Here is a 13,101-nt window from a genome sequence, read left to right on the forward strand (position 1 = left end):
TACTGGGCGGCGGCATGCTTTCCCAAGCACCCTCACGGAGCCCTTTAATGACTGGTGAGGCGAGCCCAGGCTCTGCCGTAGATTTCGTGGAAGAGGCGTTGCCAGTTGAGCCAGGCGTTGGCGCTGGGGAGGAAGTCGAGTAGGTCGGTGGAGGACTCGTCGGCGAGGAAATCGGTGGGGGCGGGGATGGGGTTGAATCCCGTTTTGGTAAAGAGGACGGCGGCCCGGGGGACGTGGAGGGCTGAGGAGACTAGGAGGATTTTTCCGGGTTCGATTTCTTGGGCGGTGCGCTGGGCCTCTTCCCAAGTGGAGGTCGGGGAGTCGAAGGCGAGGATGCGGTCGGGGCGGATTCCGAGTTCTCGGGCTAGGGCCGCCATGGCGGCGGAGGAGGCGGGGCGTTGGCCGATGGTTCCTCCGGTGAAAATCAGGGGGATGTCGGGGTAGTGTTTGGCGAGGCGGATTCCTTCCATGGCCCGTGAGAGGCTCGATGAACTGAGCTGGCTGGAGGGCGGGGACGGGGAGTCCCAGGCGTTGACGCCACTACCGAGAACGACGATGGCGGTTACATCCTCCGGGGGATTATTGTCCGGCTCACTCTCTATCCACCGAATGAAGGGTTGCTGGAACGCGGGAATGGAGAGAAATAGAAGACCGAGGAGGCCGATGCCCAAGAGGACTGTGCCGGTTTTGAGAAAACGGCCGCTGACCACGAGTAGAAATCCCGCGCAGGCGATGAGGAGGCAAAAGGTCGGGGGATATAGAAGAGCCGATATCAGTTTGCGGAGAAGGAAGGTGGTCATCGGGAGAGTTGATTGCCGCGTTTACCGATGGTCCCAGGGGAATCGATAAATCTCCTTCTTCTTGTTCCAGACCTCGTAGGGTTCGAACAGCTTTCCGGGATTGAGGATGCCGTTGGGGTCAAAGGCGTCCTTAATCTTGCGCATGATCGCGATCTCGGCCTCACCGAGCTGGAGGCTGAGGAAAGGGCTTTTGGCCAGGCCGACCCCGTGCTCGCCGCTGATGGCTCCATCCAGATCGACGACGCTTTGCATGACTTCGCCGAGGGCTTCGCGGGCGCGCTTCGACTCCGCAGGGTCATCGCGGTGGTGCATGATGTTGACGTGGAGGTTTCCGTCGCCGGCGTGGCCGAAGACGGCGATCGCAACCTGATGCTGGGACCGAATCCGTTCAACCTCGTCGATGAGTTCAGCTTGTCGGTGGATCGGAACGACGACATCCTCGTTTAACTTGCTGTCCCCCAGTTCGAACATGGCGCTGGAGCAGGCGCGGCGAATGTTCCAGAGTTCCTCCGCCTCTTCCGGGCTGGGAGCGGGGCGGAAGGCTTCTGCTTCCTGTTTGGCCCATTCGAGGAGTTCTTGTTGGGCGGTGGTGACCTCAGCTTCCGATCCATCGAGTTGGATGAGGAGGAGGCTGCGGCCGGGCATTCCGTCAAAAATGGGTTGGTTAAAGGCGGCCTCGGCACCACGGACACTGGGGCGGTCCAGGAATTCGAGGACAGCGGGGCCGATCCGTCTTCCGATGATGGATTCGACGGCCTTTAGCGCTTCTCGTTCGCTCGGAAAGGCGGCGAGGAGGCTCCAAGTTGTTTGGGGCACTGGGATCAGCTTGAGGGTTGCCGCCGTGACAATTCCCAGAGTGCCTTCGCTGCCAATCCACAGGTCCCGGACATTGTAGCCTGTGGCAAATTTTTTGGTGTCGCAGCTCCAAGAGACCGATTCTCCGGTCGGGAGGTATCCTTTCAGGGCGACGACATAGTCACGGGTGACGCCGTATTTCAGGCAGCGCATTCCACCGGCGTTGCAGGCGATGTTGCCGCCGATGGTGCAGTAGCGGACGGAGGACGGGTCGGGCGGGTAGAAGAGGCCTTCCTGCTTGGCGGCCTGCTGAAGATCGTTCACGACGACGCCGGGTCCGACGTGGGCAAACTGGTTCAGCGGATCGATTTCCAGGTCGTTGAGGCCGTCGAGCCGCAGCACCCACCCCCCTTTCGCGGGACTGGCGGAGCCGGTTAGAGATGTGCCGGCACCGCGCGTCGTAACCGGCACCCTATATTGATTCGCGAGGCGGAGAACCTCACCGATCTGCTCGGGTTGGTCGACTTGGATGTCTGCCTCATGGGCAAACGCCAAGCGCATGCCATCGAAGGAATTTCGGTAAAGGCTCTCTTCGTCGGTGCGAACGCGTTCTCCTAGAGTCTCTTTGAGAGACTGCAGCGCTACTGAATCAGGCATGGTGCAAGAAAGTCAGGTTCTGGTGAGATGACCACTCCCAATTCGGATTTTCCAACACGGCCTCTCTTCGATAGAAAGGCGCGCGGGTCAGCTGATCCGATCAGAAAGGAACGGCCAGAGCCACGAGGAGCGACTGCTCCCGCTTGATCCCGCCAGCACCCACTGTCGAATCGTAGGAGTTGCGGTAAATGATCTTAGGCTCGGCAAATGAGGTCAGGCGGACGGAGGCGGAAACTTCGAAGAGGAGGCTGTATGAGCCGGTGTCCGAGGGATCGACGGAATAGTCGATCTTCTCGTCGAAGCGCATGGATTGGTTGAACTGGTAGAAGGAGCTTTGCAGGAAAGTTACGAGAGGATCCCACTCACCGGAAGTGTTAGGAGTCTTCTGATATCGAGCGCCCGGCCCGACCGCGAAGTCGAGGGAGAGTTTCTCTTGGTCCAGCGCGCGCCATCCGAGGAGGGCGTTGATGTCGTTCTGCGGTTCGAGTTTCTTAACACGGTCGACGAGATACTTCTCGGAAGCGCGGAAGAAGAATGGGTCCTGGATGTCGTATTCGTAAGCAGCATTGAGGCCGTGCTTGTCGGTTGGCTTGGTGACATTTCCATCGGCATCCTTTTTGCGAGTGTAGGCGTAGAAAACGTCGCCCGTGACGGAGTGCTTGCCGTTCACGTATTTACCCTTCAGCCCGAGTTGGATCCCGCTCTGAATGTCAGAGGATTCGGAATAGTTGTAGCCGAGGACGAATTCTCCGGTGAATCCTTTCGGGAAAATGGCGCTGGTAAAGGCTTCCCAGTAGCGTTCGGAAACGCTCATTCCCGGTTCGATGTCGGCACCTGGAACTTCCTCGGCCTCTTCCGTCTTCTCGACGGTCTCCTTGGTTTCCTCTTCGGCATCCTTCTGAACTTTCTGCACCTGTTCCTTGGGAAGGGTGACCTTACCGAGGATCGGAGAATCAAGAACTACCTCGGTAGCGCTCTCTTCGAGAACTTTGCCGGAGATGGAATCTCCATTTTTCAGAGTGACGACGTCTCCTTGCAGTTGAGTGATTGCCAACAGCGAGAAACAAGACGTAAGGAGAGCGAGAACCGATACTTTCATTCTAGAACTATGGTTTTTGTAATCGGAGCGGGTTTGCAACCCTTTAAGTCCCAGTGCGCCTGAAAATCATCATGGGAGTCCGGTAGAATTTGAAATTTACGAAAACCCACTTGGTTTTGGGAGAAACCGCAGCTAGCTTCCGCCCATGCCTTGGTATTTCTATGCAGCGCTGAAGCAGATTTTTCCTTCGGGAAGGGTCTTGTCGTTCTTCGCGCTCATTTCTGTGACCGGTGTGGCTTTGGGGGTCATGGTCCTTCTCGTGGTGCAAAGCGTCATGAACGGATTTGTTCATGATATCCGGACCAGCCTCGCCAAGACCAATGGGGACGTTCAGATCGTGAGCAGTCATCCAATTATGGATTGGGAAAGCTGGGTAGAGGATCTGGAGGAACGTCCTGAGGTCGCGGCGGCGGCCCCACTGGCTTACGGGGTGGTGATGCTTCAGTCGGTAAATCGGCCTCTTTTCCCTTATGTTTGGGGCCTCGACTTGGAGAAGGGACCGGATGTGTTGCCCTTCGAGGAGTTCCTGTATTCGGGAACCTTGGATGATTTGGATGACCGGTCGATATTTGTCAGCTCGGGAGTTTCGCGTGAGCTAGGGCTCGGGGTGGGGTCTGAGGTATCGGTCTACACGCCTCTGATGCTGGACAGGATGAAGGTGGATGAGGTCATTCGACCGATCAACTTGCGGGTAGCGGGGATTTTTGAGACTGGCTGGAATGAGGTCGATTCGCGGACGGTCGTCGTGACTTTGCGGACAATGCAGGAGCTTTACGGTCTCGAAGACAGTGTTCATGGGATCATCCTGAAGCTTGATCCTTCGGCCGATCCGACGACCTTTGCCGCAACCCTGAATGACCAGTTGAGCGACAGTTTTCGGGCAAAGACCTGGATGGAGATGAACAGCAACTTCCTTTTCGTTCTTCGGCTGGAGAAGACGATGATGTTTTTCATTATGATTTTCATCGTTCTCGTCGCCTCCTTCTCGATCGCGATCTCCTTGATGATGGCGGTAATCCGGAAAACCCGGGAGATCGGATTGCTCTCGGCGATGGGGGCTTCGCGTTTTGGAATTGGGGCCTGTTTTTGCCTTCAGGGATTTTTGATTGGCACGGTTGGAACGATTATCGGGATCGGACTGGCGCTTTTGGCCCTTCATTTTCGCAACAACATTTTCCACCTCTTTGCCCAGATCACGGGCCGGGGGCAGGCCTTGGTCGATGCCTATGGGTTCTCCTATCTGCCCTCGCACTACATTCTTTCGGATTTTATCATCGTGACCGCGTTCTCGATTCTGGTCTCCACCCTTGCCGGACTGATTCCGGCCTGGCGGGCGGCCAAACTTCAACCGGCGGAGGCTTTGCGCAGTGAGTGAGGAAGCCATGGATTCGGTGCTCAGTGCCCGCGCGGTTCGCAAGTCTTTCCTGATTCCAGGGGGGCAACTGGAAGTGTTGCGGGGTCTGGATTTCTCCATCCGCAAAGGAGCTTCGGCCAGTATTCGCGGCGAATCGGGGTCGGGTAAATCGACCTTGTTGCATTTGTTCGCGGGATTGGAGGGGATTGACTCCGGAGAAATTTCTTGGGGAAACGACGCGATTAGCGGGTGGAATGCCCGGCGATTGGCCGCCGAGAGAGCGGTCCGGCTCGGGCTGGTGTTCCAATCCTACCATCTGGTCGGAGAGATGACCGCTTTGGAGAATGTTCTTTTTGCGGCTCGGATCGCGGGAAGGGTAGACGCGCAGGTGAAAGACCGTGCCCGCTTTTTACTCGACCGAGTCGGGCTCGGGAATCGGGAGCGTCAGTTGCCCGGGAAGATGTCGGGAGGAGAGCGCCAGCGTGTGGCAGTCGCGCGGGCCATTCTCAATAATCCTCCCATTCTCCTCGCCGATGAACCCACCGGGAATCTGGATGAGAAAACCGGAGAGGCGACGATGCAGATGTTGTTACAATTGGTTGAAGAGCAAGGGGTTTCGCTTGTTCTGGTGACGCATAGCCCCCATTTCGCCAAAGCCTGTGACGAGCACTGGCTCTTACACGACGGCGTATTGACGAAAAGTTGAGTTTCGTTCGCAATTCGCAGTTCAGGTCTATTCCGGAGCTAGATTTTTCTTGTGGCAAACATTGATGCTGGTCGATCATATCGTAGATATGCCCGATTTTGAAGATGCCCGTCCTCACCGGCCGGAGAATGTTACCGAGACTTACAGCCCCAGTCGCAGTAAAAGACGGAGTCCTGGTCCTGACCGAAAAAAGAGCAGTTCCGACCGTCCTCGTTCGAGCCGATCGCCTCGTCCCTCGCGGAGATCCTCGGTATCTCTTCCGAAAGAGGAAACGTTTCTGGGAATGATCGGAGGATTTTTTCGGGCTCTTTTCGGCGGAGGTTCGCCGAAGAGTGAACGTCCAGGTCGTCCGCAAGGACGCTCCAGTTCCCAGAGAGGGTCCCGTTCCTCCTCTGGCTCTGGAAGCCGCAGCTCCTCACAAGGAAGGGGTAATGGATCACGAAGTCGCGGAGGACGTCGATCTGGTTCGCGCTCGGAAAGCTCGCGATCGGAGGGTTCCCGCGCGGAAGGATCCAGGTCGCAGGGTTCTCGCTCGCAGGGAAGTCGCTCGAGAGGGGGCGAGGGTGAAAATTCCTCTTCGTCGGATTCGCAACGCTCTTCGGGCCAAAAACGTCGCCGCTCCCGGAGCCGCCGCCGCAGTGGGGATCGTCAAAACAGTGGGGATCGTCAGAAAAGTGAGGGGCGTGATTCTTCGCCTTCGAGTCCTTCTCCGTCAGCGAATGCCCAAAAATCTTCGAAAACGTTCCGGACGGGAGAATTGCACCCGGCAGTCGAGGAACGAAAGATATCTGAGGCTGATTCGAGTAGTGTAGCAGAGCGCTACTCCCGCCCTTCTGCTAAGCCCGTTCCTCCAGCAAAGCCTGCAAACGAAGAACTGACTCGAAAGGATGCGGCCGAGAAATCGGGCGATTCCGGTTCTGATTCTCGGGAAAAACGGCCCCGCTCGGATTCGTCCAGAAGATCCTCCTCGGGGAGCCGGGGATCAGGGTCCTCCTCCCGGTCCAGGAGGCAGGGGTCCGGTTCGAAGCCAGCACGTGCTCCTAGTCCGATGATCGACGTCGTTTCCGATCGGAGCTTGAACGATTCCGTGGAGGTTCCGGGGCGCTATGCCCGCCGTTCGCTGAGGGATTCCCGTTCGGCCCGCAAGCGCCGAACTCCGGGTGAGTTTGAGAAAAAAGACTCTAGGGAGTCCTGATCTTCCGGTTTATTTTTCAGTATGGATGTTATTCGGATTAAGGGCGGACGCCCGCTGAAGGGTCGTATCACGGCGGGAGGCGCGAAGAACTCGGTGCTCCCGATATTTGCGGCCTGCCTGCTCACGGAAGAAGAATGCATCATTCGCAATGTCCCGGATCTGAGCGATGTCCGCTACATGGGGCGTATCCTCGAGCATGTGGGGGCATCGGTCGTTGAGGAAGGAGATGGGGTATGGCGGATCCGAGCTCAAGAAGTTCGCTCCGAGGCTCCCTACGAGTTGGTGCGGAAGATGAGGGCGTCCATTTGCCTTCTCGGCTCCTTGGTTGGGCGTCTGGGAGAAGCGAAGGTTTCCATGCCCGGAGGCTGCGTCATCGGGCCTCGACCGATTGATCTGCATTTAAAAGGGCTGCGAAAACTTTCGTGCAAAGTCGATGTCGAGGCCGGCTACCTGCAGGTAGACGGATCGAATCGCCGGGGTGGAGGGGTTTTCCTCGGGGGGCGTTACGGCAGCACTGTGACGGGTACGGCGAATCTTCTCATGGCAGCAGTGACCACTCCGGGAACGACTCGAATCGAGTGTGCCGCCTGCGAGCCAGAAATCGTCGACCTCTGCGCAGTTCTCGGAAAAATGGGGGCGCAGATTGAAGGCGTCGGGAGCCCGACTCTGATCGTGCACGGGATCGATGCTCTCCGCGGCGTCGACCACACCGTGATTGATGACCGTATCGAGACCGGAACCTATCTCATCGCGGCCGCGCTCACGGGCTCCGATTTGGAAGTGAAAGGAGCCCCTCCCTCGATGTTGGGAGCCCTGCACGACAAGATGGAGGAGGCCGGTGTCGATTTGATTTACAGAGAGGGGCTTTGGACTGTCCATGCCTCGGGACCACGCATTCCAGTAGACCTGATTACGCTGCCGCATCCCGGCTTCCCGACCGACCTCCAAGCGCAGATGTGCACCCTGATGGCGGTGACCCCGGGCATCAGTGTGCTCACGGAACGGATTTACCCGAACCGCTTCATGCACGTGTCCGAACTCCAGCGAATGGGTGCGGATTTGGCCATCGAAGGGGCCTCCTGCATCGTAAAAGGGGTGAAGAAACTCTCCGGTGCGCCCGTCATGGCTTCGGATCTGCGGGCGAGTGCTGCATTGGTCCTCGCGGGCCTGGTCGCCGATGGGGACACTTGGATTCAGCGGGTTTACCACTTGGACCGAGGGTACCAGCGCATGGACGAGAAGCTTCGGGATGTTGGTGCTTCGGTCGAACGTCTACCTGCGGCAGAAATGCCTAAGCACTTGCTCGGGGAGGATTAGTGTCAGAGCATTTGCCTCTCGCTTTCACCACTCTTTCAACAATATAAAAGGATTTAGTTATGGCTAAAAAAGTTGCTCTTTTGACCGGAATCACCGGTCAGGACGGTTCATACCTCGCAGAATTGCTGCTGGAAAAAGGGTATGAAGTCCACGGGATGGTTCGACGTTCAAGCTCGTTCAACACTGGACGAATTGATCACCTCTTCAATGACCCTGAGGTGCACGGACAAACCCTTTTCCTCCATCATGGAGATTTGACGGACTCCAGTAATCTGAACCGACTCTTAGAGAAAGTTCAGCCGGACGAGATTTATAACCTCGGGGCCATGAGCCACGTGAAAGTCTCCTTTGAGGTGCCGGAGTATACGGCTGACGTGGATGCGATCGGAACTCTTCGTTTCCTCGACGCGATCAAGGAGACCGGATTGCGGACTCGTTTTTACCAAGCCTCGACCAGTGAACTCTATGGCAAGGTGCAGGAGGTTCCACAGACAGAGAAGACCCCGTTTTACCCACGTTCACCTTACGGGGTCGCCAAGCTTTACGGTTTTTGGATCATTGTGAATTACCGTGAGTCCTACGGAATCCACGCCTGCAACGGGATTCTCTTCAATCACGAATCCCCGCGTCGTGGGGAGACCTTTGTGACCCGCAAGATTACCCGCGCGGCCGCCCGAATCGCTCACGGCCTTCAGGAAGACCTGAAGCTGGGGAATATGGATGCCAAGCGCGACTGGGGTTATGCCCCCGAGTATGTCGAAGGCATGTGGCGCATCCTTCAGCACGAAGAGCCGGACGATTTTGTCCTCGCGACCAACGAAACGCGAACCGTTCGGGAGTTTGTCAGCGAAGCCTTTGGCGAACTGGACATTACTCTGAACTGGGAAGGCGAAGGTGTCGACGAGGTCGGAATCGATGCGAAGACCGGCAAGAAAGTCGTTGTCGTCGATCCGAATTATTTCCGCCCAGCCGAAGTCGACCTTCTGATTGGAGATGCGACCAAGGCCAAGGAAAAGTTGGGCTGGGAAGCGAAGACCAAGTTTGCCGAATTGGCTCGATTGATGGCCCGCGCGGACTACGACAAAGTCGCCCGCCGCGGTTTCTGATGATTTCGCATGACTCCTGACTCGAAAATTTTCGTGGCAGGCCACCGGGGGATGGTGGGGAGTGGTGTGGTCCGCAAGCTCAAGGCGGCGGGCTTTACCAATATCATCACGGTTCGCCGCACTGAGGTGGACCTCACCCGTGAAGAGCCAACGCTTGAGTTCCTCATGGATCAACGGCCCGATGTGGTCGTGAATTCTGCCGCAAAGGTCGGAGGCATCTACGCCAATAACACCTATCCTGCGGAGTTTCTTCACGAGAACCTAGCCATGGGGCTGAACCTCGTTCACGGTTCCTACAAAGCGGGAGTAGGGCGGCTCTTGAATCTCGGGAGCACCTGTATCTATCCGCGGGAAGCGCCGCAGCCGATCCCTGAGGATTCGCTCCTGACCTCTCCTTTGGAGAAGACCAACGAAGCCTACGCTTTGGCGAAAATCGCGATCCTCAAGCTCTGTCAATATTACCGCAAACAGTATGGGGTGCTCTTTCACTCGGCGATGCCGACCAACCTTTATGGGACGGGAGACAACTATCATCCGGAGAACTCCCACGTTCTCCCCGGTTTGATCCGCCGTTTTCACGAGGCGGCTGAGGCAAAGAAGTCCGAAGTCGTGGTTTGGGGAACGGGAACGCCCTTGCGCGAATTCCTTCACGTCGATGATCTGGCGGAAGCGGTGCTTCACCTCCTCTCCCTCGAGAATCCGCCCGATTGGGTGAATGTGGGGACGGGAGTCGATTGCTCGATTCGCGAACTCGCCGAGACGATTGCCAGTGTCGTCGGGTTTCAAGGGGAGTTGGTCTTTGACCCCTCTAAGCCAGATGGCACGCCTCGCAAGCTAACCGATATCTCCCGCATCCGGGAAACGGGCTGGGACGCCAAGATTTCTCTCAAAGAGGGACTCGAACGCACCTACCGCGAGTTTTGCGAGGGTCTAGCTGACGGTTCCGTCCGCTTGTAGCCTTCTTGGCTGGGGCCCCTCTTCTTACTTGGACCGTAGAGCAAGGGCTGAGTAGCTGGCTAAAACATGACCCCTCCGCTTCCGATGGAAGCACCTCCCCTGCTTGCATGGGAGGAGTTTTATAGTCCTCTTACGAGGAAGAGGTTCCGCCAAAGCTGTCCATCCTCGTCGACTGGGTGGTGGGCGCTTAAGCAACCCACCCACAAAAAGTAGTGAGAGCTTCCAGCTCTCTCAATTACGTAGGAAAGGAGAAGAGCTTCGTATCGGCGAGAGGAAGCTCTTCTGTCAAAGCTGTCGATCCTCGTCGACTGGGCGGTGGGTGCTTAAGAAACCCACCCACAAAAAGTAGTGAGAGCTTCCAGCTCCGGCGGGATTTCCTTAGCGAACGATGACCAGCTCGGCCTTACGGTCGAGGGCACGGCCTTCGGGGCCGGCGTCCGGAGCGGCTTCAAGATCCCCTTTGGAGAGAATCTCGACCCGGGAAGGGTCGATGCCGAGGCTGATGATATAGTCCTTCACGCTGGTCGCGCGGCGGTCACCGAGAGCGAGATTGTACTCCGTTGTGCCTTTCCAGTCGCAGTATCCTTCGATGAGAAGATAGTCATCGGGAGCGGCGCGCAGGGCGTCAGCAACTTGCTCGAGAGTGGAGCGATCGACCGGGCGAACAAAACTCTGGTCAAAATCGAAATAGATGGTGGGGAAAACGTTACGGATCTGTTCGCCTTCGAGAATGTTGAAGGCCGAGTCGCGTGGCATCAGGCCTTCACCGGAGAGGTCTTCGTTGTAAGCAGATGCGCCAGGATTTGTGCTAAATGACGGATCCTTGGGAAGAGTATTAAAGTCCGGGCGTGTCGGGCTTTGTCCAATCACCGTGGCGCTCGGATCGGGCTTGGGAGTCTTGGTACAAGCGGAGAGGGCAGCGAGAAGAGCGATTCCGAGGCAGATACGATGGTGAAGACGCATGGTTCGTATGGTTGGAGAAATTCCCTACAGCGTAAAGCCTTTCTTTAGCAGGGAAAGAAAATCGTTGGTGAAAAATGAAAAATGCAAGGGTGGAGTTCAATCCACGGTAAAAAGGTGGATACTAATTTCTTGGAAAAGTAAAGGAACCTCGACGGGCTCCCGCGAAATCTTTTGCGGCGAATCCAAGCATTTACCTATGATTTTCCGGTCCAACGCCGATATTCTTCGGCAAAGGTTCCTTCCCGAATGGATCGGCGGATCTCGCTGGCCATCCAAGTCATGAAAGCAATGTTGTGGATGGCGAGAAGTTGTCCGCCGAGAAGTTCGCCCGCCTTGAAGAGGTGGTGCAGGTAGGCGCGGGAGTAATTGCGTGAAGCCGGTGCGATGAGACGGTCATCGAGGGGGGAGAGATCTTCGCGGAAACGGGAATTCTTGATGTTGATGTGTTCTTTTCCGTCGTTTTCCCAGGGGCGGCAGAGGGCTCCCCCATGGCGAGCGAGTCGAGTAGGGTGCACGCAGTCAAAGGTGTCGATCCCCATGGCAGCCCCTTCCCAGAGGTCGCGAAGGCCGCCGATTCCGAGAAGGTGAGTGGGGCGATCGTCGCGGAGATGGCGGCGGGCCCATCCGGTCACTTCCCGCATCTGGGCTTTGTCCGAGCCGAGCGATCCGCCGATGGCCTGGCCGAAGAAAGGTTGCTCGGCGACAAACTGGGCGCTCTCGCGGCGGAGGTCTTCGTAAACGCCTCCCTGCACGATACCGTAGAGAGCTTGGGTGCCGTCATCCCCGCGTTCGAATTCTTCGCGGCTCCGCACGGCCCAGCGATGACTCATCTGCATCGAGCGGGCCGTGTACTCCCGTTCGACGTGGAAGGGAGTGCATTCGTCGAGGACGACAATGAGATCCGCTCCGAGTTTCCGTTGGGTCTGAATCGAGCTCTCTGGGGTGAGAAGGATCTTCTCCCCATTGACGTAAGAATGGAAACGCGCGCCTTCCTCCGAGAGTTTGACCCCCGGGCCCTGGGCACCGATGCGGCGGCGGCCCTTGATTTCGTCGGCGATCCAACCATGGCCAATGCTGAAAATCTGGAATCCACCGGAGTCGGTCAGCATCGGGCCATCCCAGTCCATCATTTTGTGGAGACCGCCATGGGCGGCTACGATATCGGGACCGGGTTGCAGGAGCAGGTGATAGGTGTTGGACAGGATGATGTCGGCGCCCGCCTCGCGCAGCTGGTCGGTGGTGACTCCTTTGATGGCCGCCTTTGTGGCACAAAAGATGAAATTGGGAGTCTCAATGGTGCCGTGTGGGGTGCGCAGGAGTCCAGTGCGGGCGGCGGTTTGCGCATCACTTTGTTGGATGTCGAAGGAGAATTGGGAATCGGCGCTCATGGCTGGGAAAGGGTTTCGGATTTTGGTGGTTTGGCCCAGTAGACGATCGGGCTGTCGAGAATGGCGACGGCGACGCGAAGCCCATAGGTTCCGAGTATATAGGTAAAGATCAGCGGTTTCCAGCCGACGGGATCGGGGGAGAAAACGACGAAAGCAAGAACACTGAAAACGACGCTGTCGACCAGTGCCGAAATCCAGGTGGAAAGGTTATTGCGGAGCCAGAGATACTTGCCATGCGTCACGGCGCGCAACCGGCTGAAGACCCAGATGTCGTTGAACTGGCTGATGAGATAGGCGGCAAGACTGGCGATGAGGATCCCCGGTGCGGGGAGGAAGATGGCCTCGAGGTTTTCCTGCATTTGCGCGGCTGAGGCTCCGAGAGCTCCGTCAGAGGGATCGAGCGGACGGAAGGCGAGGGCCGCGAAGAGAAAGAGATCGAAGAGAACCAACCCGGCAAATCCGAGGATCACCCCTCGGCGGGCCGCGGGGGCACCGTGATACTCCGTAAGAATATCAGTGCAAAGAAAGGTGGTGGAGAAAAGGATGGTCCCCAGCGCGACCGGATCGGGAAAGACTGAAAATTGGGTCAGCTTGAGGACATGAAGATTCCCTCCGATGATCGCGACGGCCATGTAGACATAGAGGCCTGCGGGGCCCATCCAGCGGTGGAGGACGAGGATCACCGCGAACGCGGTGAGCAGAAGGCAAACCCAGATGATCTCCGGTGGGAGAGCCTGGAGGCTGTCGAGAAGTTCCCTCACTGC

Annotated in this window: 12 protein-coding genes; 6 read left to right on the plus strand and 6 right to left on the minus strand. The window is 57.3% G+C overall.

Going from position 1 to position 13,101, the window contains the following annotated elements:
- Nucleotides 1–44 precede the first annotated feature (44 nt).
- From H5P30_RS20420 to H5P30_RS20430, 3 genes are all read right to left on the minus strand, one after another.
- Nucleotides 45–800 (minus strand): YdcF family protein, encoded by a 756-nt coding sequence (locus H5P30_RS20420; RefSeq protein WP_185694771.1) that lies wholly within the window; start codon nucleotides 798–800, stop codon nucleotides 45–47.
- A gap of 21 nt (nucleotides 801–821) precedes the next feature.
- A complete protein-coding gene (locus H5P30_RS20425) occupies nucleotides 822–2,252 on the minus strand; it encodes an FAD-binding oxidoreductase (RefSeq protein ID WP_185694772.1) in 1,431 nt (476 codons plus the stop codon).
- 100 nt (nucleotides 2,253–2,352) lie between these two features.
- Entirely contained in the window at nucleotides 2,353–3,351 is a 999-nt protein-coding gene (locus H5P30_RS20430; RefSeq protein ID WP_185694773.1) for a DUF481 domain-containing protein, read from the minus strand.
- A gap of 145 nt (nucleotides 3,352–3,496) precedes the next feature.
- Here H5P30_RS20430 and H5P30_RS20435 point away from each other — a divergent pair, with 145 nt between their 5' ends.
- The 6 genes from H5P30_RS20435 (at nucleotide 3,497) to H5P30_RS20460 (ending at nucleotide 9,986) form a co-directional block, all read left to right on the plus strand.
- Nucleotides 3,497–4,726, plus strand: coding sequence for an ABC transporter permease (locus H5P30_RS20435; RefSeq protein WP_185694774.1), 1,230 nt, complete (start codon nucleotides 3,497–3,499; stop codon nucleotides 4,724–4,726).
- Nucleotides 4,719–5,411, plus strand: a complete 693-nt coding sequence (locus H5P30_RS20440) for an ABC transporter ATP-binding protein (protein WP_343075457.1) — start codon at nucleotides 4,719–4,721, stop codon at nucleotides 5,409–5,411. The genes H5P30_RS20435 and H5P30_RS20440 overlap by 8 nt, the downstream gene beginning before the upstream one ends.
- A gap of 332 nt (nucleotides 5,412–5,743) precedes the next feature.
- A complete protein-coding gene (locus H5P30_RS20445; RefSeq protein ID WP_185694775.1) occupies nucleotides 5,744–6,223 on the plus strand; it encodes a hypothetical protein in 480 nt (159 codons plus the stop codon).
- A gap of 404 nt (nucleotides 6,224–6,627) precedes the next feature.
- Nucleotides 6,628–7,923 (plus strand): UDP-N-acetylglucosamine 1-carboxyvinyltransferase, encoded by a 1,296-nt coding sequence (gene murA, locus H5P30_RS20450; RefSeq protein ID WP_185694776.1) that lies wholly within the window; start codon nucleotides 6,628–6,630, stop codon nucleotides 7,921–7,923.
- A gap of 59 nt (nucleotides 7,924–7,982) precedes the next feature.
- Nucleotides 7,983–9,029 carry a GDP-mannose 4,6-dehydratase gene (gene gmd, locus H5P30_RS20455; protein ID WP_185694777.1) on the plus strand — a complete coding sequence of 349 codons (1,047 nt, stop codon included), beginning with the start codon at nucleotides 7,983–7,985 and terminating at the stop codon, nucleotides 9,027–9,029.
- A gap of 9 nt (nucleotides 9,030–9,038) precedes the next feature.
- Complete coding sequence (locus tag H5P30_RS20460) at nucleotides 9,039–9,986, plus strand: GDP-L-fucose synthase family protein (RefSeq protein WP_185694778.1); 948 nt, start codon at nucleotides 9,039–9,041, stop codon at nucleotides 9,984–9,986.
- A gap of 378 nt (nucleotides 9,987–10,364) precedes the next feature.
- Here the strand turns inward: H5P30_RS20460 and H5P30_RS21925 are convergent, their stop codons facing one another.
- The 3 genes from H5P30_RS21925 to H5P30_RS20475 form a co-directional block, all read right to left on the minus strand.
- Complete coding sequence (locus H5P30_RS21925; protein WP_221774424.1) at nucleotides 10,365–10,949, minus strand: OmpA family protein; 585 nt, start codon at nucleotides 10,947–10,949, stop codon at nucleotides 10,365–10,367.
- 194 nt (nucleotides 10,950–11,143) lie between these two features.
- Nucleotides 11,144–12,337, minus strand: a complete 1,194-nt coding sequence (tgt, locus tag H5P30_RS20470) for a tRNA guanosine(34) transglycosylase Tgt (RefSeq protein ID WP_185694779.1) — start codon at nucleotides 12,335–12,337, stop codon at nucleotides 11,144–11,146.
- Nucleotides 12,334–13,098: a queuosine precursor transporter gene (locus H5P30_RS20475; protein WP_185694780.1), complete on the minus strand. Its 765-nt coding sequence runs from the start codon at nucleotides 13,096–13,098 to the stop codon at nucleotides 12,334–12,336. The genes tgt and H5P30_RS20475 overlap by 4 nt, the downstream gene beginning before the upstream one ends.
- Nucleotides 13,099–13,101: the final 3 nt, after the last annotated feature.

Origin of the sequence: Puniceicoccus vermicola, assembly GCF_014230055.1 — a bacterium.
In the GTDB taxonomy this organism is placed as follows: Bacteria; Verrucomicrobiota; Verrucomicrobiia; order Opitutales; family Puniceicoccaceae; genus Puniceicoccus; species Puniceicoccus vermicola.